The sequence below is a fragment of the Polynucleobacter sp. MWH-Aus1W21 genome, from assembly GCF_018687275.1.
Taxonomy (GTDB): Bacteria; Pseudomonadota; Gammaproteobacteria; order Burkholderiales; family Burkholderiaceae; genus Polynucleobacter.
Window position 1 is genome coordinate 2100082 of record NZ_CP061287.1, and the last position, 22673, is coordinate 2122754.

Consider the following 22673-nt stretch of genomic DNA (forward strand, 5'->3'; position numbering starts at 1 on the left):
AGGATTTGAGATGAAGTGGATTATTCCAATTGTCCTACTAATGATTGTTTTTAGCTTAGGATCGGCTTTGTATTACATGATGAAAGATAGGGGCAATAGCTCACGCATGGTCCACTCACTCATGCTGCGTATCGGACTATCTATCGCACTGTTTGCCGGAATTCTACTGGCCCACTACTTTGGACTCATTGAGGCCACTGGAATTAAAGTAGGCACCAATTAAACGGTGCTTTCTTTGAGGGCTTAAAAACAAATCGGGGCTTTAGGCCCCGATTTTTATTGGATTACATCCAGTAAACAGCGATGTACAGGCCGAGCCAGACTACGTCAACGAAGTGCCAATACCAAGCAGCGCCTTCAAATGCGAAATGATGCTGAGAAGTAAAGTCGCCACGAATCATACGACGCAAGACAATCGCTAACATCGTGCCGCCAAGGAAAACGTGGAAGCCATGGAAACCGGTCAACATGAAGAATGTAGAACCATAGATGCCTGAGGTCAGCTTCAAGTTCAACTCATGGTATGCATGGTAGTACTCATACACTTGGAAGCCCAAGAAGACGATACCCAAACCAACCGTTGCAGCCAAGCCAATGATGGCTTTCTTCATGTGGTTTTCTACTAATGCATGATGAGCGATAGTAATCGTTACACCAGAGCTCAAGAGCAATAATGTGTTGATTGTTGGAATTGGCCAAGGACCCATGGTGGTGAATTTCTCAACTAAACCAGCAGGGCCATCATTTGGCCAAACAGCTTGGAAATTAGGCCAAAGCAATTTGCTTTCTACATCGCCCATCCAAGGCATCGCAATATTGCGTGCGTAGAACAAAGCTGCAAAGAATGCGCCGAAGAACATGATTTCTGAGAAGATGAACCAAGCCATTGACCAGCGATAAGAGATGTCAACGTTAACGCCATTCTTGCCAGCATTTGATTCTGCAATCGTGTCACCAAACCAGTGATAGAGCACATAGAGAACAAAAGCTACACCTGTAAGGCAAAGTGGGCCGCCCCAAGAGGCATGATTTACCCATCCAGAAATACCAAAGCCAAAAGCAACTAAGCCGAGAGCGGCCATTGCTGGATGCCTAGATAGTCCAGGGACGTAATAGTATGGGGTTGAATTGGATGACATCTTATTCTCTCTATTCAATCAAAAAATAATCAATGGGACACAACTACTTTCACTATCAACAGAAGGACGCCCATAAAAATCAAGGCGCCAATAACACCTGCAATGATAATGTGCACAAAACTCAATGAAGCAACATCTTCCTGCAAACCTGACTTCTTACGCACTCCTAGAAAGCCCCACATCACTGCTTTCATGGACTGCATAAAACTACTTTTCTTTTTCATGAAGCCAACCTTGATTTAGGGGCTGGCGGCGTACCACCTAAACCCAACTCAAAGAAGGTATATGACAAAGTAATTGTTTTTACATCATCCGGTAAACCTGCATCGATCACAAAGACTACCGGCATCTTTTTTGTTTCTTTTGCTGCTAGCGTTTGCTCCTGGAAGCAAAAGCACTCTAATTTCGTAAAAAACTCTGTTGCACTTTTAGGTGCGTAACTCGGTATTGCTTGTGCACGTACAGGGCGATTCTGATTGTTGGTTACTTCATAAACAATCTCAGTCATTTCACCAGGGTGCACTTCTAAAAAATTCTTTACTGGTTTAAAAGTAAACGGGCCACGGCTATTCGAGTCAAACTCAATAGTCACCGTACGAGCATAGTTAACTTGTGTATTGCCGACCTTATTAGGGCTGAAGGCTCTGACACCATAATCATTTTTACTCGTTACGACGTTAATTCCAGTGACCTCACACAAGGCCTTGTACATTGGAACCAACGCATATCCAAAGCCAAACATCATTACTGCCGCAATTAAGAGCTTTAATAAAATTTGGCGATTGAGTGACTGAGTCGTAACCATGTCTATCAAGGGATTAACCCAACATACTCCGCTTAATCACAATTCCAATAAAAAAAGTTACTACAACGCTCAAGAGAATGAAGCCCATCCTGCGATTATTCGCAGCAAGGGCCTGCTTCTCTGAAGACTTAAATTCCTGCTTCACGCATTTGCTCTGCGCTAGGCGGAGTTTCAAAAGTGTGATGTGGCGCTGGTGAAGGCACCGTCCACTCAAGACCTTTAGCTCCGTCCCATGGCTTCATAGGCGCTTTTTCACCCTGACCACGATACGCTGGCATTACAACAAAGAGCAAGAAATAAACCTGCGCTAAACCGAAGCCCAAGGCACCGATCGAAGCAATCGCGTTGAAATCCGCAAACTGTGTTGGGTAGTCAGCATAGCGACGTGGCATACCTGCTAAGCCCAAGAAGTGCATTGGGAAGAAGGTGATGTTGAAGAAAATCATGGAAGCCCAGAAATGGATCTTGCCGCGAGTTTCGCTAGCCATGTAGCCAGTCCACTTTGGACACCAGTAGTAGAAGCCAGCGAACATTGCGAACAATGAACCTGCTACCAATACATAGTGGAAGTGAGCAACAACGTAATAAGTATCTTGTACGCCGATATCAATTGGAGCCATCGCCAAGATCAAGCCAGTAAAGCCACCCATGGTGAACACGAAGATAAAGCCGATAGCCCACAACATTGGAGTTTCAAAGGTCATTGAACCTTTCCACATTGTTGCAACCCAGTTAAAAATCTTCACGCCAGTTGGAACAGCGATCAACATGGTTGCGTACATAAAGAACAACTGGCCTGTTACTGGCATACCAGTTGCAAACATGTGGTGTGCCCAAACGATGAATGACAAGATCGCGATCGATGCAGTTGCATAAACCATTGAGCTGTAACCAAACAATGTCTTTCTGGAGAAAGCTGGAACGATTTCACTCACGATTCCGAATGCTGGAAGAATCATGATGTAAACCTCTGGGTGACCGAAGAACCAGAAAATATGCTGGAACATGATTGGGTCGCCACCGCCAACTGCGGAGAAGAATGAAGTGCCGAAATGACGATCAGTCAGAACCATCGTGATCGCGCCAGCCAACACAGGCATCACGGCAATCAACAAGTAGGCAGTAATCAACCAAGTCCAGCAAAACATTGGCATCTTCATCAATGTCATGCCAGGAGCGCGCATATTCAAGATGGTCACGATGATGTTGATCGAACCCATGATGGATGAAGCACCCAACAAGTGAAGCGCAAAAATCGCCATGTCCATGCCAGGGCCCATTTGTGAAGTCAATGGAGCATAGATAGTCCAACCACCTGATGGAGCACCGCCAGGAACTAAGAATGAACTCAACAACAATGTTGCAGCAACTGGCAGAATCCAGAAGCTAAAGTTGTTCATACGAGCAAATGCCATATCTGATGCGCCGATTTGCAAAGGCACCATCCAGTTAGCAAAACCAACGAAGGCCGGCATGATCGCGCCGAACACCATTACCAAGCCATGCATAGTTGTTAATTGGTTGAAGAACTCTGGGCGCAAGAATTGCAAACCAGGTTGGAACAACTCCAAACGAATTCCCAAAGCCATCACACCGCCAGCTAGCAAGCTAACAAATGAGAAGATCAAATACATCGTACCGATGTCTTTGTGGTTGGTTGCGAACAACCAACGACGCCAACCATGTGGCGTGTGATCGTCGTGCGCGTGGTCGTGTGCGTGATCGTGGGTAGTAGAGACTGTGCTCATGAATTACTCCGGTTTCGTTTTTATCTGTATTTGTTAATCTGAATTAATTGCCGCGCGCAGTAATAATGTCTTGGGTTTGAATTACTTCACCCGTCTTATTACCCCATGCGTTACGTGTATAAGTCATCACTGCAGCGATATCGCCATCAGAAATCACACCAGCCCATTTCGGCATTGCGCCCTTACCATTGATGAGGATGTTGTACTGACCTGCTTTAGGGCCGGTAACAACTTTGCTGCCGTCCAATGCTGGGAACGCACCCGCACCTTTACCATTTGGTTGATGACAGGCAGCGCAATTTGCTGCATATACTTTTGCGCCACGCTCTTTTTGCTCGTCCAAGGTGTAAACCTTAGATGGATCATCACCAGCAGCACCCATTTCTTTTTTCTTCTGAGCAACCCAAGCGGTGTAATCATCTTGTGAAACTACTTTTACAACGATAGGCATGAAGGCATGTTCTGCACCACAAAGCTCAGAACACTGACCACGGAAAGTGCCGATAGTTTCAGCTCGGAACCAGGTGTCACGCACAAAACCTGGAATCGCATCTTGCTTAACGCCAAATGCTGGAATAGTCCAAGCGTGAATCACGTCATTAGCCGTAGTAATCAAACGAATCTTTTTGCCAACTGGCACAACCATTTCATTGTCCACTTCCATCAAATATGTATTTGATTTCGGTGCCAAGTTATTGATTGCTTCACGTGAAGTAGACAAAGTGGATAGGAAGCTAATGCCTTCACCCTCACCTTTGATGTAGTCGTAACCCCACTTCCACTGATAACCAGTAGTTTTAATAGTGATGTCTGAGTTAGTAGTGTCTTTCATTGCTACAACTGTTTTTGTTGCAGGCAATGCCATACCAATCACGATGAGCAATGGAATGACTGTCCAAATAATTTCAACAGTGGTGCTCTCGTGGAATGACGCTGATTTGTGGCCCAATGATTTACGGTGCTTCAAAATGGAATAGAACATCACTCCAAAAACACCAATAAAAATTAAAGCGCAAATTACCAACATCATCCAATGCAGCCAATGGATCTCTTGCATGATTTTGGTAGCAGGGGCTGTGAAATTTAGCTGATTGACAGCTGGGCCACCAGGCATATTCTCTGCTGCATGTGCAAATGCAGTGCCAAAAGCAACTGCGAAATAGAGCGAAGCCCTAGTGACTTTTCCAAATAAATTCATCTTATTCTCTGTTTATTGTCGTGAGCAAAGCAGCAAAAATGCCACAGAATGCCCAAAAAACGGTCTCAAGCCAATACATCCTGCCGTGATTATAGGGTGAATTAGGCGCAACAACAAACAGGGATAACCCAGCCTGATCCAATCTTGGCGAAGGTTTAAATGATAGTAAGCACTTACACTTAAGCAGTGTATTACCTAGTCTTGCGTCCAATTTGATTTAGATCAATATAGGCCACACTGTCTTTGGCCTTTGCAAGATGTTTTCCAATAACCCAAGCATGACCATAAACCACCTCTAAAGTGAGTTTTTGCGGCAAAACATTCATTTCCGAAGCTTTTATGGGGGTGGAATCTCTCAGGTTGAGAGCACTAATATCTGCAAGCAACAGGGAACTGTTTTCATAGTCCAGGGTTAAGTACTCCATGTCCATCACTGGATCCGAGAATCGCTCAGAAAGCAATGCGTCACCCATATCGTGCATATCCCAGGGGCTTGATAAATTCCTCAGCTTTAACTCTGGGATCGCTAGTGGACGCAACTCTTTTCCGGTATCTGGGCCCAGATAGCTAAATGCGATTAAACCGCCCTCACGCAGGACGCGCCAGCACTCTTGTAAAAATTGCTTTGGGTCTGCCAGATCCTGCAATAGAAGATCACTAAAAACCAAATCAACAGAGTTGTCAGGAACATCAAATCTGCCAGATGTTAGGTAGTTAGCCAATGAGCTAGTGCGGCTTCCAAACAGTGAGCGCCAATGACTTATTGCTTTAGCACGCCACATTGCAAAACCTGAAACGCTCTCATCTGCGAGACTCGTAAGGCGTGCCCTTGGGTAGCGCTTAGCAAATGTATTCAAATGCTTCCCGGGAAAATCCGGCACTATCAAAACATCCTTTACATCGAGCTTAACGATGTCTAACTTTTGCAGCATGCGATCTGCAATTTCATCTTGTAACCATTTGATAGGCTGGGTCATTGGCTCAGTATACTCAGCGCCCCATGCGATTTCCAGAGAACATTCTTCAAGCGATTTGTGAGCGGTTTTTACCAACCGCTTGCATTGTTTGTCAGCAATTTCAGGATTACTCCATTTGCAATAACTGTTTAGGCGCGTTGCGAGATGATGGGTTATTTAATTATCAGTGCTGCTATCAATGTGGCATCACACTTCAGCCAGAAGAAATTTCCCAACAACATTGCGCGCCCTGTCAAATATCTGAACCCTACTTTGATGAAACCTATTGCTTAGATCGCTACACAGGCATTCTTCAAGAACCATTGCATGAGTTTAAATATCAGAAGCGCATTGCTTTTGGACATGCACTTAGCAGCACATGGAACGCACTCTTTTCAATGCAACTAGAAAACATTGACGCAAGTTATTTATTACCCGTTCCACTGAGCATTCAAAAACTATCGCAACGAGGCTTTAACCAAAGCTGGGAAATTGCTAAACGAATTGACTGTAGGAAATACATTCAAAAATCACCATACATTCTTCAGCGCCATCATTACCCAGAACACCAAGCTGGAAGCTCTATTGAAAATCGACACCAATCCATTAGAGGAATGTTTTATATTCAAGAAAAGTACATCGAAAAAATTCAACATAAAACAGTCATTGTGTTTGATGATGTCATGACAAGCGGGGCAACTCTAAATGAAATTGCCCGCGTTCTGAAGGACAATGGCGTATCTCGCGTAATCAATTGGGTGCTTCTCAGGGCTGCGCGACCAATCGAAAGAGCACAACATGTTTAATATCGTTTTATTCGAACCAGAAATTCCTCCCAACACTGGGAACATCATTCGTCTCTGTGCAAACACTGGTGCGAAATTACATTTAATTGAGCCTCTTGGTTTTCCCATGGAGGATGCAAAGCTTCGCAGAGCTGGGTTGGATTATCACGAATTTGCAAGAGTAAAAGTTCATCAAAATTGGGCGCAGTTTTTAAAAGATGAAAATCCCGCCCCCGAACATCTTTATGCATTGACCACCAAAGGATCAGGAAAGTTTCATGAGGGCAAATATTCACCCAATGATTACTTTGTATTTGGCTCCGAAACCAAAGGCATTACTGACGAGGTAAGAGATTCCATCCCAGTAAATAATCGTATGCGACTTGCAATGCAAGATAGTAGTCGCAGCCTGAACCTATCAAACACTGTAGCTATCGTGGTGTATGAAGCGTGGCGCCAAAACGGCCTTGCTGGCGGTCAATAACAAGCAGACTGGGAAGCGCGCTTAGGATTCGATTTTGGGATCGCGCCCCATGAGCTTTTTAACAGCGTCATGTGGATTTAATTTTCCGGACAACACTTCGCCCATCATGGCGGTAATAGGCATCTCCACACCAAGACGTTTAGCCAAGTCTCCAACAGCTTGGGCGCATAGTACGCCCTCAGCAACGTGACCAAGACTAGCAAGTATTTCTGGCAATGATTTTCCAGCCGCAAGTTCAAGACCAACACGACGATTGCGAGAAAGATCACCTGTTGCGGTCAAAATTAGATCGCCGACCCCAGTTAAACCCATACAAGTTTCTGACTTACCGCCTGCCGCCTTTACTAAGCGCATCATTTCAGCCAAACCGCGCGTCAAAACTGCAGCACGTGCATTTAGCCCCAAATCCAATCCATCACCAATACCGGCAGCAATAGCTAATACATTCTTAATGGCGCCACCCAATTCAACGCCAATCAAATCATCACTTGAGTAAACGCGCATATTGCCGTGATGGAAAGCGGCTTGAACAGCTTCGCAAAGTTTTGGAGATTTACTTGCAACAGTTAAGGCACATGGCATCCCTGCGCCAACCTCACGCGCAAAGCTTGGGCCAGATAAGGCGCCATACGAATGTGCAATGCCATGTGAGTGAATTTTGCTTTCACGCTCTACCACTTGATGCGGCAACAAAGCAGTATCCGGCTCCAGGCCTTTGCATAGCCAAATAATATTGAGAGGATGTTCAGCAACCTTCAGTACTTGAGAAATCGTTTCAGAAAGCCCAGACATTGGCGTAGCAATGACTAAAAGATCATCACTCGAGAGTCTTTTAATCGCTGCAGCAAAGTCACTTTCAAACTTTATACCCTTGGGTAATTTAACGCCCAAAAGATAGGTGCGGTTTTCACCACTCTCTTGAATATTATCTAGTTGTTGTTTGTTACGTGACCACAAACAAACATCACCTTCACGAAGGTGACGAGTGGCCTGTGCGGCCATCGCCGTTCCCCAAGCGCCAGCACCAAGCAGTGTCACTTTCATGATCTGTGGGCTCACTTAAAAACTTAGTGAGGCTTACTCTCAGTTGCTACGCCTTCTTTTGCGGCGGCTTCTTGTTGCGCCTGCATCAAACGATGCTCGTACATGCCATGGAAATTAATTTCATTTAAATGAATTGGCTGGAACCCTGCACGACTAATAATATCGGCGATATTTGAACGTAAGTATGGGTACAAAATAGTTGGGCAAGCAATGCCAAGCATTGGGTCAATTTGCTCAACAGGAATATTGCTGAACTCAAAAATACCCGCTTGTTTAGCTTCGACTAAGAACAACACTTTTGCATCTACCTTGGCAGTTACAGTGGAACTCAAGGCTACCTCGAAGATACCCTCACTCAAAGGAGCGACAGAGATATCAATCTCTACTTGCACTTGCGGCTCAGAAGCAACCAACAAAATCTGCGGTGCATTAGGCTGCTCAAGCGACAAATCTTTTAAATAGATACGCTGAATTTGAAATCCAGGCTCTTTAGATTGTTCATTACTTACTTGGGGTGCGGAGGATTGTTCAGCCATTGCTAACTTTCTTTTGTATGTTTAATCTATTAAGCCAACAAAGGATCAAGCTTGCCAGCGCGATCCAATGCCACTAAGTCGTCATAGCCACCAACGTGGGTATCACCAATATAAATCTGCGGGACAGTACGGCGACCAGTACGCGTCATCATGATTTCGCGCTGTGATGGGTCGCGATCAATCAAAATCTTTTCTAGGTTGGCCACGCCTTTTTTGATCAATAGCTTTTCCGCCATAACGCAATATGGGCAAACTTGAGTGCTGTACATCGTTACTGGAGACATTGACTTCTCCTTACTTAACCAAAGGAAGGGCTGCCGCTTTCCAGGCCTGCACACCGCCTTCCAATACCCCCGCCTCAGCAAAACCCAATTTTTGGGCTTCAGCAAGGAGCTTGCGGGATTGGACGCCAGTGTCGCAAACTAAGATGACAGGAAGCTTGCGATCTAACTTGAGCTTCTCAATGGCGGCAGTCAAGGCAGCAGAATTGGCAAATTTGGCGCCAGGTAGGTGCCCAGCTTTGTAATCCTCCTCGGAACGCAGATCAAGCACATATGCTTTACGACGATTAATCCAAATCGTTGCCTCTGTAGGCGACAAGCCTTTTCCGCCAATAAGCGTAGATAATGTGGGTAGGAAAAGCGCTGCGCCCGAAACCAGAAGGAGGGCGATAAGCGCTAAATTATCAATTTGCGTGAGAAAGTTCATCACCGGATTATAGAATGGCTCTATGAAACAACTTGTCCTTATTCGTCATGGCGAATCCGCCTGGAACCTTGAAAACCGCTTCACTGGCTGGGCGGACGTTGACTTAACCCCAAAAGGCGCTGAACAAGCCTTAGCAGCAGGTGCAAATCTCAAAAAAGCAGGCTATGAATTTGATATTGCCTATACCTCTGTTTTAAGGCGTGCCATACGCACCCTCTGGAATGTGCAAGACACCATGGACCTTATGTGGTTACCCGTTGTGCATAGCTGGCGACTTAATGAACGCCACTATGGCGCCCTCACCGGACTCAATAAAGCAGAAACTGCTCAAAAATATGGGGACGAACAAGTGCATATTTGGCGACGCTCATATGACGTGCGCCCGCCATTGCTAGAAAACGAAGATGAGCGCAATCCCAAAAATGATCCGCGCTACTCCAAACTCAATACTTCAGACATCCCATTGGGTGAATGTCTGAAAGATAACGTTGAACGTGTATTGCCATTATGGAATGAATCAATTGCTCCAGCACTCAAAGCTGGCAAACGTGTTTTGTTAGTGGCGCATGGCAATAGTATTCGCTCTTTAATTAAATATTTAGATCAAATGTCTGACGAAGCCATTATGGAAGTTAATGTTCCAAATGGAGTTCCACTAGTTTACGAATTAGATGATGACCTCAAACCCATTCAACACTTTTATTTGGATTAAAACAAAAGAAATATGCGCCAATTTCTAAAGAATTTTGCACTAATCGCTGTTGGTCTTATTGCTGGAGTAGCGGCTACGATCCAGCTCTCCGCGACCGCCCAGCAAGGCGCCGCGCAGCTCCCGCTGGATGAGCTGCGAACGCTATCGAATGTCTTTGCGCAGATTAAGCGTGAGTATGTGGAGCCAATTGAAGATAAGCAATTATTGACGGATGCTGTGAAGGGTATGGTGAGTAGCCTTGATCCACATTCCACCTTCTTGGACAAAAAAGACTTTTCAGAAATGCAGGAACAAACGTCCGGCAAATTTGCCGGTCTTGGTATTGAAATTACTTCTGAAGATGGCGTAGTGAAGGTATTAAATCCAATTGAAGATAGCCCTGCAGCTCGTGCAGGCTTGCAAGCAGGAGATTTAATTACTCGCTTGGATGACAAACCAGTGCGCGGCATGTCTCTCGATAAAGCAGTCCGCACTATGCGCGGTACACCGGGAACCAAAATTACTTTGACAGTATTTCGTAAGAGTGAAGAGCGTAGCTTTCCTGTAACCATAACTCGCGCAGAAATTAAAGTTCAATCAGTCAAAACTAAAATTCTCGATAACGATATTGCGTGGGTACGCATCACTAGCTTTCAAGAACGAACTGTTCCCGATCTTGCTAAAAAGTTAACCGATATCGCCAATCAAGATCCAAAACTCAAAGGCATCATTCTTGACCTCCGCAACAATGGCGGTGGTTTATTGCAAGGCGCAGTAGGGGTTGCAGCCGCATTCTTACCTGCAGACGCCATTATTGTCTCCACCAAAGGTCAATCCCCTGATTCCAAACAGGTATTTAATGCCACTCCAGCCATGTACCGCCTCAATGAGCCAGGCGATCCTTTGGCAGGGGTTCCAGCAATATTTAAGAAACTACCAATGGTAGTGTTGGTGAACGCCTATTCTGCTTCCGCTTCTGAAATTGTGGCTGGCGCACTGCAAGACTACAAACGTGCAACCATTATTGGGAAAACAACTTTTGGTAAGGGTTCAGTACAAACTGTTCGCCTCCTGACTAATGACTCAGCGCTCAAAATTACTACCGCTTACTACTACACCCCTAGCGGTAAATCGATTCAAGCTTTTGGCGTTAAACCAGATATTCCAGTCGACCAAAATAAGGATGGCGATCCAGATGATGTTTTGATCACTCGCGAGATTGATAGCGAGAAGCATCTGCGCAACAAACAATCCGCTGAAGACAAGCTCATTAAAGATCGTGAACAACGCCGTCTCGAGGAGTTACAACGCATTGAAGAAAAAAATGCTAAAAAGACTCCTGAAGAAAAAGAGAAAGAGAAGAATAAGAAGCCTCCTGAGCTAGGTAGTGCAGATGACTTCATGCTTTCTCAAGCTGTGGCCTTTATTAATGGCCAGCCCGTAAAGCGCTCATCCTCCAAGCTTGAATAATTTTTAGCTGGCCAACAGATGAATGACGAGCAGTTACTTCGCTACTCCAGGCATTTATTGCTGGAAGAAATTGATGTTGCTGGCCAAGAAAAACTGCTTAACGCACACGTATTAGTAATTGGTGCTGGCGGCCTCGGCAGTGCGGCCGCGCCTTACTTGGCTGCAGCAGGAGTAGGTCACATCACCCTCATGGATCATGATGCAGTAGAGCTCACGAATTTACAGCGCCAAATCCTGCATGCCGAAAGCAGTATTGGCAAAAGCAAAGTTGCCTCCGGAAAAGAATTTCTAGAACGACTTAATTCCACGATTCAAATCGAAACCATTCAAGCTAAAGCAACTAGTTCACTGCTGGATGAGTTATTACCAAGCGTGGATGTAGTTTTAGATTGTACGGATAACTTTTCAACCAGGCACCTCATTAATGCTGCCTGCGTTAATAACCAAACTCCACTAGTTTCGGGGTCCGCCCTTAAATTTGATGGTCAAGTTAGCGTCTTTGATCCGCGCAACTCCAGATCTCCTTGCTATGCGTGCATCTTTTCTCCAGATGAAAAATTCGAAGAAGTCAGCTGCTCCACTATGGGCGTCTTCTCGCCCTTAGTGGGGATTATTGGGGCGATGCAAGCAGCTCAAGCACTGCAAGTATTGATTGGTTTTGGTGAACCGTTAGTGGGCCGTATGTTGCTTTGGAATGGGCGCACTACCCAAATCGATGAAATCCGTATTAGCCGCAATGCTGAGTGCTCAGTGTGCGGCTCAGTGCACTAAGAGCCTAAGAGAGTAAGCGCTCTAAAGCTTTCGCTTGCTCTTCGGGCTCATACGCCCTTAAGACTCTACCAATTCGAGCCTTTAATAAACCTACATTAGCTTGCAGAATCTCTCGCTTTACCAATAACAGTTGACTAAAGTGCATTGAAAAGTCGGTTAAGCCGAGCGCCAGCAATAACCTTGTTAACGCAGGATCACCGGCCATCTCACCACAAACAGCCACCGGCACATTTGCGCGCTTAGCTTGCTCAATAATGTTTGCCAACAAATTTAATATGGCTGGATGCAAGGGGTCATATAAATGCGCAACCGCATGATCTGCCCGATCGATCGCCAAGGTGTACTGAATTAAATCGTTAGTGCCAATGGATAGAAAATCAAAGCGATTAATAAATAAAGGTAATACCAAGGCAGCAGCCGGAATCTCAATCATGGCGCCGACTTGTATGTTTGGATTAAATGCTTTTCCACGTTGATGCAACTGCTGTTTCGCTTTTTCAATCAATCTAAATGTTTCATCAATCTCTTTGGCGTGCGCCAACATTGGAATCATGATGCGAGCTTGACCATGTGCCGATGCACGCAAGATTGCTCTTAACTGCGTTAAGAAAATTTCAGGCTCCGTTAATGACCAGCGAATTGCGCGCAAGCCCAGAGGTGATATACCCGTTTGAGAAATATCACCACCACCTCCTAAAGCCTTATCAGCACCAACGTCGATTGTTCTGATATTGACAGGCAAGCCATGCATTAAATCAACTACGCGACGATATTCTTGATATTGCTGCTCTTCGTCTGGTAATGCCTGTTTACGATCCATGAATAAAAATTCGGAGCGGAATAAACCAACGCCTACTGCACCCAACTTCACTGCTTGAATGGCATCTTCTGGCAACTCAATATTAGCGAACAACTCAATCTCAACCCGATCGGCTGTTTCAGTTTTAGCGTGTTTTAATTGCTGGAGCTTGCGGGCTTCTTTTAAAACCTGTGTTTGTAGTTTTCGGTACTCTGCCAGCAGCTGCTCATCAGGGGCTACCACTACAACCCCTCGCTCACCATCCAATACTAACCAATCACCATGACGAATCATTTCGCTGGCATGACGTACACCAACTACCGCAGGGATCTCCATACTGCGCGCCACAATAGCGGTATGTGAGGTCTTACCACCCAGATCCGTTACGAAACCAGTAAATGCATGCTCTTTAAAGCGCAACATGTCGTGCGGTGCAATATCGTGAGCAACGATGATGGACTCAACGCCGATATCACTCGTAGGTAAAAAATCAGAATCGTTTAAGGGATCTTTTTTCTGTGCATTTAAAGCCTTAATGACACGCTCAGCAACCTGCCGAATATCATTGGCGCGCTCTTTTAAATACGCATCTTCAATATCTGCAAATTGCTCCAAAAGATCATTGAGCTCTGTTGTTAAAGCCCAAGCAGCATTCAATCTCTGCGTACGAATTAATTTAATCGGCTTTTCTGCCAAAGCAGGATCTGCCAATATCATGCCGTGAACATCTAAAAATGCAGCCATTTCTTGTGGCGCATCTTTAGGCAGTCCTTGTCTCAATTGCTCAAGCTCTAAGCGAACCTGACCAAAAGCATCTAATAACTTTTGGGCTTCCGCCTCTTCTTTTCCAGCCTCAATTAAATAGTGACTGACTTCTAATGCTGCGCGAGAAATCAGTACCGCCTTGCCAATGGCAATGCCTTTCGATACTGGAATTCCGTGCAACGCAAATGTCATGCTAATTACTCACCTTCGCCAAAGCGATCATTAATTAAAGCTGTCAGAGCCTGCATGGCTTCATCCTCTTTCTCGCCTACAGTCTCAAGGGTGACAGTGCTGCCAATTCCAGCTGCCAACATCATGACGCCCATAATGCTCTTGGCATTAATTTGACGCCCGTTACGTGACAACAGTATTTCACAAGGAAACTGTGCGGCCAATTGAGAAAGTTTTGCAGATGCGCGAGCGTGCAAACCTAACTTATTAATGATTTCAATTTCTGCGATAGGCATTGTCTGCGGACCCTTATTTATTCTTGATTGACTTTACTGCCCAAGCGTAAGATCCCATTTTGTCCGCCGGCAAGCGCTTTCTGCGCCAACTCCTCAAGACTCTCACCTCGATGAGAAATGCAGCGCATCAACATGGGGAGATTTAATCCCGCCAAAACAATTACAGGCGCATTTAATCCCGATAAAGGACCCAGAGCCTCCAGCTTAGAGGCTACATTGGCGGGGGTTGCACCCATCACATCTGTCAAAATCAGCACGCCATTGCCTGTATTGACTCCATAAGCCGCTTTCATGACACGATCAAAGCTTGCCTTGGTATCTTCATGAGGCGGGATATCAACCGCACGCACACGCTCAGGCACAACACCGAAGGTATGCTCAGCAAATCCCAACATTGCGCTAGCAACAGGTGTATGAGCAACGATGACAATTCCAGCCATATTTATGCCAATGCTTTCTCTAGTGCTACCAACCAAAATTGTGCGACATTAAAGTCAGTTTGATTGGTAATTTCAACAAAACAAGTAGGGCTAGTTACATTAATTTCAGTGAGGTAACCACCAATTAAATCTAGTCCAACTAAGAATAATCCACGCTGATTTAAGATTGGCGCCAGTTTTTCGGCAATCTTTTTTTCAGCTTCAGTTAAAGGCATTGCAACCCCTTTGCCGCCAGCTGCTAGATTGCCGCGGATTTCATTACCTTGTGGAATGCGCGCTAATGCAAATGGCACTACCTCGCCGCCAATTAAGAGTACGCGCTTATCGCCCTGGGCAATCTCTGGAAGAAAGCGCTGCACCATGAGCGTTCTTGCGCCATTTTCGCCAAGTGTTTCAACAATACTAGCGAGATTAAGGCCATCGGCGCCAACCCTGAATACGCCCATACCACCCATGCCATCTAAAGGCTTAATCACGATATCTCGGTGGGTTTGATGAAAACGCTCCACAGCCTCCAATTCACGTGTGACCAAGGTAGGGGGTATAAGTTCGGGAAACTCAGTAATAGACAGCTTTTCTGAGTGATCACGCACCGCGCTCGGCTCATTAAATACTTTTGCACCCTGACGAACTGCAGCCGATAACAACCAAGTTGTATTGAGATACTCAATATCAAATGGTGGGTCTGTACGCATGAGAACAGCAGAAAAAGATTTGAGTGATCGCGACTCTATATCACCCAACTCATACCAATTAGTAGAGCTAGATTTAATTAATAGGGCCTGACAATCAGCCACTACAAAATCATCTCTCCATAAAACATTTTTACTTTGGCAAAACCACAAACGATGTCCAGCCTCTTGCGCAGCACGCATCATCGCAAGCGAAGAATCTTTTTGAATCTTGAAAGATTCAAGGGGGTCTGCAATAAAAAGGAAGTCCATTTTTCTATTGAGCGATTAGAAGTTCATTTATGCAGCTTCAGCATTGGGATCGGTGCGCTCAAGCTCCAACGATGCAGCAAGAAGAGCTAAACGGGCAACCACGCCATATAAATAGAAGCGATTAGGTGCTGCACTGCCTGGCTTGGCACCCAGATCTGGCATAGAGTTCTGCTCAAAAGCCAAAGGCACAAAGTGCATGCCTGGTGCATTGAGATTTTCATCTGGACCGCGATCAGTATGAACGCGATAGAAGCCGCCAATGACGTAACGATCAATCATGTACACCACGGGCTCAGCAACAGCCTCATTAACTTTTTCAAAGGTATAGACGCCCTCCTGAATCAGCACATCACTGACCTCAAGGCCCTCCTTGACCACACTCATCTTGTTGCGGTCTTTACGATTCAAACCCTTAAGCTGTGCGGGATCATTTACGACCATCACACCCATGCCGTAAGTGCCCGCATCGGCCTTTACAACAACATAAGGTTTTTCTTTAATGCCGTACTCGCGATATTTTTTCGCAGTCTTCTTTAAGACTTGCTCTACTGCGGTTTGCAGCTCATCCTCACCTTTACGCTCATGGAAATTAATATTCGAGCAACTTGTAAAGTAAGGATTGATCATCCATGGATCGATATCGACCACTTTGGCAAACTTCTTGGCAACTTCTTCATAAGCAGCAAAGTGATTTGATTTACGGCGCACATGCCAACCAGCGTGTAAGCCAGGCAACAAGTACTGCTCATAGATATTTTCTAGAATCGGCGGGATACCTGCAGACAAGTCGTTATTCAACAAGATCGAGCAAGGATCAAAATCTTTTAAGCCTAAGCGTTGTTTCTTGAGGCCCAGTCGAGAGAGCGGCTCCATCAACAGACGATTGCCATCGGGCAACTCAATCCAGGTTGGCTTCTTAATTTCTTCAGAGAAAGTTCCGAGGCGAACATTCAATCCAGCCTGACGCAAAATGGAAGATAAGCGAGCAATATTTTGCAAATAGAAAGTATTGCGGGTGTGGCGCTCCGGAATTAATAATAAGTTTTTAGCTTCGGGGCAAATCTTCTCAATAGCAGCCATCGCTGCTTGAACAGCAAGCGGCAACATCTGAGGTGAAAGGTTATTAAACCCTCCAGGAAACAGGTTGGTATCAACCGGGGCCAACTTAAAGCCAGAGTTACGTAAATCGACCGAACAGTAAAAAGGTGGGGTGTGCTCTTGCCACTCCAATCTGAACCAACGCTCAATGGTTGGGGTCGCTTCTAGAACCTTTGACTCTAATTCGAGCAAAGGACCGCTTAGGGCTGTAATGAGATGTGGAACCATTCCACCATTGTAAGATTATTAAAAGAAAGACGCGGGATCCGAGGATCCCGCGCTTAAAACTAGGCAGCCAACCAGAGCCGCCCAGTGAGGGATAAATCTACTGATTAAGACTCGTAAGCAGTCTCACCGTGTGAGCTGATATCCAAGCCTTCGCGCTCTTCTTCTTCCTTAACGCGCAAACCAATCACGATATCGATCAATTTGAAGGCTACGAAAGAAACTACGCCAGACCAAATTACAGTAGTAATCACGCCTTGAGCCTGAATCCACAATTGGCTAGCAATAGAGTAGTCAGGAGCAACTGCATTAGCTACATAATCCCAAATACCAGAGCCGCCCAATGCTGGATCAGCAAATACACCTGTCAACAATGCACCAGTAATACCGCCTACGCCGTGAACACCAAATACGTCCAAGCTGTCGTCTGAACCCAAAATCTTCTTGAGACCAGTAACACCCCAGAGGCAAACTACACCAGCGATTAAGCCAATAATGATTGCGCCCATTGGGCCAGCAAATCCAGCCGCAGGAGTAATAGCAACTAAACCTGCTACGCAACCAGATGCAGCGCCCAACATGGATGGCTTACCTTTGAGAACCCACTCAGCAACTGACCAGCCCAATACAGCAGCAGCGGTAGCTAAATAAGTATTCACGAATGCCAAGCCAGCAGTGCCGTTTGCTTCAAGCGCTGAACCAGCATTGAAACCAAACCAGCCGAACCACAAGAGAGCAGCACCAGTCATTACATAAACTAAGTTATGTGGCTTCATTGCTTCTTTGCCGTAGCCCAAACGCTTGCCGACAACAAAGGATCCAACCAAACCAGCGATCGCAGCATTGATATGCACAACGGTACCGCCAGCAAAGTCGAGAACACCTTTTTGCCACAACCAACCAGCACGAGCAGTAATTGCCTCGAGTGATGCAGCATCTTTGATGTCATCTGGACCAGGCCAGAACCAAACCATGTGAGCGATTGGCAAGTAGCTCAAAGTGAACCAAATCACCATGAATACCAAGATTGCAGAGAACTTAGCGCGCTCAGCAAAAGAGCCAATGATCAAGCAGCAAGTGATAGTTGCGAACACTGCTTGGAAAGCCATAAATACATACTCAGGAATCACAACACCCTTACTAAAGGTTGCCGCTACTGAGTCTGGATTGATGCCACCCAAGAACAGACGATCTAATCCACCGATAAATGCTCCGCCTTCTGTGAATGCAAAGCTATAGCCGTAAACAGCCCATAGCACTGTAATCAAAGAGAAGACCATGAAACATTGCATGCAGATAGACAAGATGTTCTTACTGCGGGTTAAGCCGCCGTAGAACAATGCCAAGCCAGGAAGAGTCATCAACAGCACTAATGCTGTACAAACCATCATCCAAGCGATATCTGCTTTATTGCACTTTTCAGAGCAAAGAACTGGAGCAGGCTCAGTCGCAGCAGGGGTTGCTGCAGGAGCTGTTACAGCTGGCTTTTTAACTTCATCAGCATGTGCTGGGGAAGTAACTATTACACCAGCAGCACCAATGGCCAAGGCCATTGCACCACCAGCAACGAGTCGTTTCATCCAAGTTAACATTTTGAACCTCTCTTTAAAGTGCTGACGCGCCGGTTTCACCGGTACGGATACGAATGACGTGCTCAACTGGAGAGACAAAAATCTTGCCATCGCCAATCTTGCCAGTACGTGCAGATTTTTCAATTGCTTCAATCGCACGCTCCAAGATGCCATCTTCAACAGCAGCTTCAATTTTTACTTTAGGTAAAAAGTCGACAACATACTCAGCACCACGATACAACTCGGTGTGACCTTTTTGACGACCAAAGCCTTTCACTTCAGTGACGGTAATGCCCGAAACTCCCACTTCCGAGAGAGCTTCGCGCACTTCGTCAAGCTTAAATGGCTTGATGATTGCGGTAATTAATTTCATACGTTTCTCCGTTCAGAGTGGAAATTAGAAAGTTTTGGTAAGTGAAACGATACCAGTGGATCCGCCTAAGTTTTTGCCTGATGGGCTTTGGTAAGCATAGGTGCTACCAGTCTTAGCTGCGTTCGTACCAATGTATGCAGCAGCCAAAGACAAGCCGCCACCAAAGTCTTTAGTTAAGCCAAGCTTCCAGTCTGTGTAATTCGCGGTTGGAACACCTTTAACAACAGCTTGACCGGCAATGTATTGGTAGCCAACGTGTGCATTAACTGCTAAACCCCAAATACCAGTGTCATAGTTCATTGTTAGATCTGGATAGTAAGAACCGTTACTGTTTGAAAATCCGAAGGTATTAGAAACAGCATATGAAAATTTAGCAAAGCCTGTTACAGGGCCAAATGTGAAATTTTGTGCTGCATAAATTTCAGTTGTATTTGGATTGGTAGCGCTACTTGGCAATCCTGAAGTTGGGTAGTAGTACTGCAGTACACCGAGGTCAGAAGCAAAACCTTCGCCGATCAATTCTTTCTTAATACCAGCATAGAAGTCCATTTCGATTGGCGCTGAAACATTTTTAGAGCCGCCATTTGAATAACTATCAGAGATCCAGCTAATTGAGCTGTTCCAGTTACCAATGTAGAAACCACTCTCATGTGCATAGTCAAAGCCGCCTTGAATCGCTGGCTTGAAGTTCGATTGTGAGATACCACGATAGCGATAATCACTCACTACAGTAACGTTAGCGGTGATTGGGCTAACTTCAGGCGCCTCTGAAGCCGCCGCTGGTGCTGTCTGAGCAAATGCTGCGGTAGCAAATAGGCCAGAAGCCGCTAAGGCTAAAGCTGATTTGTGAAAAGTTTTCATGTGTTACTCCTTACTGGTTGTAATAAAAAATGGGGTGAATGCTTAATGCATGGAGTGATATTGAATTGCTCAGCGTTCATGGCTTTGTCATAAATCCCCCTAATAAGGCAAATGCACTTTATTAGTGCATAAAATTGCACCTGCTGGGTGAATTTAGGGCTTTTTTCGGGTTTTAACCCCTTTTTGGGCATTTTTACCTATACAACTTAAAATACAAATGTGTATCTTTTCTGCAACTCTCAATAGAACTGCGAATCTCCATCATGCAAAAACCCGGCGAAATCCTCGAACAAATCCAACGTATCGCTAACGATATGCAGAATAAAGTTGGTGATGCGATCCGCAATTCGCCAGCTCAAGAAATTGAGAAGAATATTCGCGCCATGATGAACCAAGGATTTCAGAAAATGGACTTGGTAACACGTGAAGAGTTTGAACTTCAAACTAAAGTGCTGGCTAAGACACGTGAAAAATTAGAAATGCTTGAAGCTAAAGTTGTGGCACTAGAAAAACAGTAACAGCAAGTTACTGCCATAGATTTAACAATTAAGTCTTCGAATTATTCTGGTGCGAAGTCACTAAAGAAGTTTTCATACTCTTCCTTAGAAAATAATGTTTTTGCATTTACTGTAGCTGCACTGGTATGCAGTACTGAGACCTGATAAATCCAACTATCTCCATTTGGTGCAACTCGATTAATCCAACGAACACGCATGAGTTGTTGTGATTTTCCATTAGATTTCAAATCAATAAAATAATCTTTGGTAGGTAAACGCTGTTTATCTGCTGTTTTATAAAACGTATCTTCAACAGCAACATCTCCACCCGATGCCTTTGCCCTATCAATTAAATTCGCCTGCAATTGAGAAAGAAGCTTACTTAGTGATGCACTTTGATTCGCCGGCAACTGAATAGTGCTGACGGAATAAATATCATCATCAATTTTTACTGCTTCAAGAACCTGCAAAAACTCTTGATCAAGATAAGGAATGCGTCGGTCTAATTTATCCGGCTTGCCAGGGAATAAAGCGGTATATCGTTCTTGTGGCGACTGCACTGTTCGCCAATCCAACTTTGGGCTACATGCAATTAGAAAAACTAAAGCCGCCAATAAAGTGGCGACTCTTGAAATCGCTCTAAACAACCCCCGCTCCATGCGCTTGTTGATCTGCGTGATAGCTTGAACGCACCATAGCGCCGACAGCCGCATGAGAGAAGCCCATTTCATAAGCCTTTTCCTCAAACATCTTAAAGACGTCGGGATGAACGTAACGAGTAACAGGTAAATGATGCCCTGAAGGAGCGAGGTATTGACCGATAGTGAGCATGTCGATATTGTGCTCACGCATATCACGCATTACTTCTAAAATTTCTTCGTCAGTCTCACCTAGGCCAACCATCAAACCGCTTTTAGTAGGGACATGTGGAAAGCGTTCTTTAAAGTCCTTCAAGAGCTTTAAAGAATGTAAGTAGTCAGCGCCAGGTCTAGCCTGTTTATACAAACGGGGTACAGTTTCTAGGTTGTGATTCATCACATCCGGCAAACCACTTGGTGCATGCTCGGCAAAAATATCCAAAGCTTTATCAAGTCGACCACGAAAATCCGGCACCAACACCTCAATACGTGTATTTGGCGAAAGGACGCGCGACTGAGAAATGCAATCTACATAATGCATCGCACCGCCATCACGCAGATCATCGCGATCCACGCTAGTAATGACGACATAGTTCAATTTAAGCGCGGCAATTGTACGAGCTAGATTGGCAGGCTCTTTTGCATCCAAAGGATCTGGTCTGCCATGACCTACATCGCAGAATGGGCAACGACGTGTGCACTTGTCACCCATGATCATGAAAGTTGCAGTGCCCTTGCCAAAACACTCGCCAATATTAGGGCAGCTTGCTTCTTCACAAACAGTCACCAACTCGTTTTCACGCAAAATCTTTTTGATTTCAGAAAAGCGTGAGTTATTAGAAGCAGCCTTAACTCTGATCCAATCTGGCTTTTTGAGAACCTGCTCAAGCGGAACAATCTTGATTGGAATGCGCGCAGTCTTCTCGTTTGATTTTTGCTTACGTGATGCGTCGTAATTGAGATCTTGGCGACTCTCAATAGGTGTGTTGGTATCGGGCTTATTCGTTGTCATGATTGCATCAGTTGCTTTTGTAAGTGCTGCAAAAGCCTTTGGCTAATAGTTTCTATATTGTCCTTGATCCCAAGGCTTTGCATATCAACTGTCCTTAAACCCTCATAACCACAAGGGTGGATACGCTTAAAAGCTTCCAAATCCGTTGCTACATTCAAGGCAAGACCATGATAGGAGCAGCCTTTAGACACTTTAAGGCCTAGGGCTGCAATCTTCGCGCCAATCCATCCTGGAGACACCCCTGACTGCTGGGAGACGTATATTCCTGGGGCGCCTGGATGTCTCTCAGCCTGAATACCGAAATCGGCTAGGGTATCAATCACCGCTTGCTCTATTCGAGAGACCAGCTCCTTGACGAAAATTCCAAGACGCCTGAGATCCAACAGAAGATAAACAACAATTTGGCCTGGACCGTGATAAGTAATCTCGCCACCGCGATCAACCTGCACTAGAGGAATTTGATTGCTCGGCGAATGCAAATTTCCCGCATCACCAGCTAAGCCTAAAGTAAATACAGGGGGATGCTCTAACACCCAAATCTCATCAGGCGTGTCGCCAGTACGCGCCTTTGTAAATGCTTGCATTGCCTCATACGTCGATGCGTAATCCGCTAATCCAAGTTGTTTTACCAAAGCCACCATCAATAAA

General features: G+C 45.2%; 29 protein-coding genes. 7 read left to right on the forward strand and 22 right to left on the reverse strand.

What is annotated here, in order from left to right:
• Positions 1–10: 10 nt before the first annotated feature.
• Entirely contained in the window at positions 11–223 is a 213-nt protein-coding gene (locus ICW03_RS10880; protein ID WP_215348025.1) for a twin transmembrane helix small protein, read from the forward strand.
• Between the two features lie 61 nt (positions 224–284).
• Here ICW03_RS10880 and ICW03_RS10885 read toward each other — a convergent pair whose 3' ends face one another.
• The 7 genes from ICW03_RS10885 to ICW03_RS10915 form a co-directional block, all read right to left on the reverse strand.
• Positions 285–1139 carry a cytochrome c oxidase subunit 3 gene (locus tag ICW03_RS10885; RefSeq protein ID WP_215348026.1) on the reverse strand — a complete coding sequence of 285 codons (855 nt, stop codon included), beginning with the start codon at positions 1137–1139 and terminating at the stop codon, positions 285–287.
• 29 nt (positions 1140–1168) lie between these two features.
• Positions 1169–1363, reverse strand: a complete 195-nt coding sequence (locus ICW03_RS10890) for a DUF2970 domain-containing protein (protein WP_068319664.1) — start codon at positions 1361–1363, stop codon at positions 1169–1171.
• Positions 1360–1944 (reverse strand): cytochrome c oxidase assembly protein, encoded by a 585-nt coding sequence (locus tag ICW03_RS10895; protein WP_215348027.1) that lies wholly within the window; start codon positions 1942–1944, stop codon positions 1360–1362. Before ICW03_RS10895 ends, ICW03_RS10890 begins: the two co-directional genes overlap by 4 nt.
• A 13-nt stretch (positions 1945–1957) precedes the next feature.
• Positions 1958–2032: a cytochrome oxidase small assembly protein gene (locus ICW03_RS11685; RefSeq protein WP_215350323.1), complete on the reverse strand. Its 75-nt coding sequence runs from the start codon at positions 2030–2032 to the stop codon at positions 1958–1960.
• A gap of 40 nt (positions 2033–2072) precedes the next feature.
• A complete protein-coding gene (gene ctaD / locus ICW03_RS10905; protein WP_215348028.1) occupies positions 2073–3692 on the reverse strand; it encodes a cytochrome c oxidase subunit I in 1620 nt (539 codons plus the stop codon).
• A gap of 43 nt (positions 3693–3735) precedes the next feature.
• The gene (gene coxB / locus ICW03_RS10910) at positions 3736–4890 is read right to left on the reverse strand and encodes a cytochrome c oxidase subunit II (protein WP_215348029.1); all 1155 of its coding nucleotides are present in this window, start codon (positions 4888–4890) and stop codon (positions 3736–3738) included.
• Positions 4891–5081: 191 nt separating this feature from the next.
• A complete protein-coding gene (locus ICW03_RS10915; RefSeq protein ID WP_251374404.1) occupies positions 5082–5867 on the reverse strand; it encodes a methyltransferase domain-containing protein in 786 nt (261 codons plus the stop codon).
• Between ICW03_RS10915 and ICW03_RS10920 the strand changes: the two genes are divergently transcribed.
• Positions 5867–6652, forward strand: coding sequence for a ComF family protein (locus tag ICW03_RS10920; protein WP_251374405.1), 786 nt, complete (start codon positions 5867–5869; stop codon positions 6650–6652). The genes ICW03_RS10915 and ICW03_RS10920 overlap by 1 nt on opposite strands.
• Complete coding sequence (gene trmL, locus ICW03_RS10925) at positions 6645–7115, forward strand: tRNA (uridine(34)/cytosine(34)/5-carboxymethylaminomethyluridine(34)-2'-O)-methyltransferase TrmL (RefSeq protein WP_215348032.1); 471 nt, start codon at positions 6645–6647, stop codon at positions 7113–7115. Before ICW03_RS10920 ends, trmL begins: the two co-directional genes overlap by 8 nt.
• Before the next feature lie 21 nt (positions 7116–7136).
• Here trmL and ICW03_RS10930 read toward each other — a convergent pair whose 3' ends face one another.
• The 4 genes from ICW03_RS10930 to ICW03_RS10945 are packed head-to-tail and all read right to left on the reverse strand — an operon-like array spanning position 7137 to position 9403.
• A complete protein-coding gene (locus tag ICW03_RS10930) occupies positions 7137–8159 on the reverse strand; it encodes an NAD(P)H-dependent glycerol-3-phosphate dehydrogenase (protein ID WP_215348033.1) in 1023 nt (340 codons plus the stop codon).
• Positions 8160–8182: 23 nt separating this feature from the next.
• Positions 8183–8695: a protein-export chaperone SecB gene (secB, locus tag ICW03_RS10935; protein ID WP_215348034.1), complete on the reverse strand. Its 513-nt coding sequence runs from the start codon at positions 8693–8695 to the stop codon at positions 8183–8185.
• Between the two features lie 29 nt (positions 8696–8724).
• Complete coding sequence (gene grxC / locus ICW03_RS10940) at positions 8725–8979, reverse strand: glutaredoxin 3 (RefSeq protein WP_215348035.1); 255 nt, start codon at positions 8977–8979, stop codon at positions 8725–8727.
• 10 nt (positions 8980–8989) lie between these two features.
• Positions 8990–9403 (reverse strand): rhodanese-like domain-containing protein, encoded by a 414-nt coding sequence (locus ICW03_RS10945; protein ID WP_215348036.1) that lies wholly within the window; start codon positions 9401–9403, stop codon positions 8990–8992.
• Between the two features lie 22 nt (positions 9404–9425).
• Here ICW03_RS10945 and gpmA point away from each other — a divergent pair, with 22 nt between their 5' ends.
• The 3 genes from gpmA to ICW03_RS10960 are packed head-to-tail and all read left to right on the forward strand — an operon-like array spanning position 9426 to position 12335.
• On the forward strand, positions 9426–10115 hold the full coding sequence (gene gpmA, locus ICW03_RS10950) for a 2,3-diphosphoglycerate-dependent phosphoglycerate mutase (protein WP_215348037.1): 690 nt from the start codon (positions 9426–9428) through the stop codon (positions 10113–10115).
• A gap of 12 nt (positions 10116–10127) precedes the next feature.
• A complete protein-coding gene (locus ICW03_RS10955; protein WP_215348038.1) occupies positions 10128–11564 on the forward strand; it encodes a S41 family peptidase in 1437 nt (478 codons plus the stop codon).
• An 18-nt stretch (positions 11565–11582) separates the two neighbouring features.
• Positions 11583–12335, forward strand: a complete 753-nt coding sequence (locus ICW03_RS10960) for a HesA/MoeB/ThiF family protein (protein ID WP_215348039.1) — start codon at positions 11583–11585, stop codon at positions 12333–12335.
• 4 nt (positions 12336–12339) lie between these two features.
• Here the strand turns inward: ICW03_RS10960 and ptsP are convergent, their stop codons facing one another.
• From ptsP to ICW03_RS11000, 8 genes are all read right to left on the reverse strand, one after another.
• Positions 12340–14091 carry a phosphoenolpyruvate--protein phosphotransferase gene (gene ptsP / locus ICW03_RS10965; RefSeq protein WP_215348040.1) on the reverse strand — a complete coding sequence of 584 codons (1752 nt, stop codon included), beginning with the start codon at positions 14089–14091 and terminating at the stop codon, positions 12340–12342.
• A 5-nt stretch (positions 14092–14096) separates the two neighbouring features.
• Entirely contained in the window at positions 14097–14366 is a 270-nt protein-coding gene (locus tag ICW03_RS10970) for an HPr family phosphocarrier protein (RefSeq protein ID WP_215348041.1), read from the reverse strand.
• A gap of 17 nt (positions 14367–14383) precedes the next feature.
• Positions 14384–14806 carry a PTS sugar transporter subunit IIA gene (locus ICW03_RS10975; protein ID WP_215348042.1) on the reverse strand — a complete coding sequence of 141 codons (423 nt, stop codon included), beginning with the start codon at positions 14804–14806 and terminating at the stop codon, positions 14384–14386.
• A 2-nt stretch (positions 14807–14808) separates the two neighbouring features.
• Positions 14809–15750, reverse strand: a complete 942-nt coding sequence (gshB, locus tag ICW03_RS10980) for a glutathione synthase (protein ID WP_215348043.1) — start codon at positions 15748–15750, stop codon at positions 14809–14811.
• A 27-nt stretch (positions 15751–15777) separates the two neighbouring features.
• The gene (gshA, locus tag ICW03_RS10985) at positions 15778–17076 is read right to left on the reverse strand and encodes a glutamate--cysteine ligase (protein WP_215348044.1); all 1299 of its coding nucleotides are present in this window, start codon (positions 17074–17076) and stop codon (positions 15778–15780) included.
• Between the two features lie 104 nt (positions 17077–17180).
• On the reverse strand, positions 17181–18665 hold the full coding sequence (locus ICW03_RS10990) for an ammonium transporter (protein WP_215348045.1): 1485 nt from the start codon (positions 18663–18665) through the stop codon (positions 17181–17183).
• 13 nt (positions 18666–18678) lie between these two features.
• Positions 18679–19017, reverse strand: coding sequence for a P-II family nitrogen regulator (locus ICW03_RS10995; RefSeq protein WP_011903792.1), 339 nt, complete (start codon positions 19015–19017; stop codon positions 18679–18681).
• A 24-nt stretch (positions 19018–19041) separates the two neighbouring features.
• Positions 19042–19878: a TorF family putative porin gene (locus tag ICW03_RS11000; RefSeq protein WP_215348046.1), complete on the reverse strand. Its 837-nt coding sequence runs from the start codon at positions 19876–19878 to the stop codon at positions 19042–19044.
• A 263-nt stretch (positions 19879–20141) separates the two neighbouring features.
• On the opposite strand from ICW03_RS11000, the gene ICW03_RS11005 reads away from it, so the two are divergent.
• The gene (locus ICW03_RS11005; RefSeq protein ID WP_215348047.1) at positions 20142–20396 is read left to right on the forward strand and encodes an accessory factor UbiK family protein; all 255 of its coding nucleotides are present in this window, start codon (positions 20142–20144) and stop codon (positions 20394–20396) included.
• A 41-nt stretch (positions 20397–20437) separates the two neighbouring features.
• Here ICW03_RS11005 and ICW03_RS11010 read toward each other — a convergent pair whose 3' ends face one another.
• The 3 genes from ICW03_RS11010 to lipB are packed head-to-tail and all read right to left on the reverse strand — an operon-like array spanning position 20438 to position 22666.
• Positions 20438–21022 carry a hypothetical protein gene (locus ICW03_RS11010; protein ID WP_215348048.1) on the reverse strand — a complete coding sequence of 195 codons (585 nt, stop codon included), beginning with the start codon at positions 21020–21022 and terminating at the stop codon, positions 20438–20440.
• Positions 21015–22025: a lipoyl synthase gene (gene lipA / locus ICW03_RS11015; protein ID WP_215348049.1), complete on the reverse strand. Its 1011-nt coding sequence runs from the start codon at positions 22023–22025 to the stop codon at positions 21015–21017. Before lipA ends, ICW03_RS11010 begins: the two co-directional genes overlap by 8 nt.
• Complete coding sequence (gene lipB, locus ICW03_RS11020) at positions 22022–22666, reverse strand: lipoyl(octanoyl) transferase LipB (RefSeq protein ID WP_215348050.1); 645 nt, start codon at positions 22664–22666, stop codon at positions 22022–22024. Before lipB ends, lipA begins: the two co-directional genes overlap by 4 nt.
• Positions 22667–22673 lie beyond the last annotated feature (7 nt).

Coding starts and splice junctions, on each gene's coding strand:
- ICW03_RS10955 (WP_215348038.1), top strand. CDS start 10,128: ATGCGCCAATTTCTAAAGAATTTTGCACTAATCGCTGTTGGTCTTATT.
- grxC (WP_215348035.1), bottom strand. CDS start 8,979: ATGTCTCCAGTAACGATGTACAGCACTCAAGTTTGCCCATATTGCGTT.
- ICW03_RS10960 (WP_215348039.1), top strand. CDS start 11,583: ATGAATGACGAGCAGTTACTTCGCTACTCCAGGCATTTATTGCTGGAA.
- ICW03_RS11005 (WP_215348047.1), top strand. CDS start 20,142: ATGCAAAAACCCGGCGAAATCCTCGAACAAATCCAACGTATCGCTAAC.
- lipA (WP_215348049.1), bottom strand. CDS start 22,025: ATGACAACGAATAAGCCCGATACCAACACACCTATTGAGAGTCGCCAA.
- ICW03_RS10895 (WP_215348027.1), bottom strand. CDS start 1,944: ATGGTTACGACTCAGTCACTCAATCGCCAAATTTTATTAAAGCTCTTA.
- gpmA (WP_215348037.1), top strand. CDS start 9,426: ATGAAACAACTTGTCCTTATTCGTCATGGCGAATCCGCCTGGAACCTT.
- secB (WP_215348034.1), bottom strand. CDS start 8,695: ATGGCTGAACAATCCTCCGCACCCCAAGTAAGTAATGAACAATCTAAA.
- gshB (WP_215348043.1), bottom strand. CDS start 15,750: ATGGACTTCCTTTTTATTGCAGACCCCCTTGAATCTTTCAAGATTCAA.
- ICW03_RS10970 (WP_215348041.1), bottom strand. CDS start 14,366: ATGCCTATCGCAGAAATTGAAATCATTAATAAGTTAGGTTTGCACGCT.
- ptsP (WP_215348040.1), bottom strand. CDS start 14,091: ATGACATTTGCGTTGCACGGAATTCCAGTATCGAAAGGCATTGCCATT.
- ICW03_RS10995 (WP_011903792.1), bottom strand. CDS start 19,017: ATGAAATTAATTACCGCAATCATCAAGCCATTTAAGCTTGACGAAGTG.
- ICW03_RS10890 (WP_068319664.1), bottom strand. CDS start 1,363: ATGAAAAAGAAAAGTAGTTTTATGCAGTCCATGAAAGCAGTGATGTGG.
- ICW03_RS10880 (WP_215348025.1), top strand. CDS start 11: ATGAAGTGGATTATTCCAATTGTCCTACTAATGATTGTTTTTAGCTTA.
- coxB (WP_215348029.1), bottom strand. CDS start 4,890: ATGAATTTATTTGGAAAAGTCACTAGGGCTTCGCTCTATTTCGCAGTT.
- ICW03_RS10915 (WP_251374404.1), bottom strand. CDS start 5,867: ATGACCCAGCCTATCAAATGGTTACAAGATGAAATTGCAGATCGCATG.
- ctaD (WP_215348028.1), bottom strand. CDS start 3,692: ATGAGCACAGTCTCTACTACCCACGATCACGCACACGACCACGCGCAC.
- trmL (WP_215348032.1), top strand. CDS start 6,645: ATGTTTAATATCGTTTTATTCGAACCAGAAATTCCTCCCAACACTGGG.
- ICW03_RS10930 (WP_215348033.1), bottom strand. CDS start 8,159: ATGAAAGTGACACTGCTTGGTGCTGGCGCTTGGGGAACGGCGATGGCC.
- ICW03_RS10885 (WP_215348026.1), bottom strand. CDS start 1,139: ATGTCATCCAATTCAACCCCATACTATTACGTCCCTGGACTATCTAGG.
- lipB (WP_215348050.1), bottom strand. CDS start 22,666: ATGGTGGCTTTGGTAAAACAACTTGGATTAGCGGATTACGCATCGACG.
- ICW03_RS10975 (WP_215348042.1), bottom strand. CDS start 14,806: ATGGCTGGAATTGTCATCGTTGCTCATACACCTGTTGCTAGCGCAATG.
- ICW03_RS10945 (WP_215348036.1), bottom strand. CDS start 9,403: ATGAACTTTCTCACGCAAATTGATAATTTAGCGCTTATCGCCCTCCTT.
- gshA (WP_215348044.1), bottom strand. CDS start 17,076: ATGGTTCCACATCTCATTACAGCCCTAAGCGGTCCTTTGCTCGAATTA.
- ICW03_RS11000 (WP_215348046.1), bottom strand. CDS start 19,878: ATGAAAACTTTTCACAAATCAGCTTTAGCCTTAGCGGCTTCTGGCCTA.
- ICW03_RS10990 (WP_215348045.1), bottom strand. CDS start 18,665: ATGTTAACTTGGATGAAACGACTCGTTGCTGGTGGTGCAATGGCCTTG.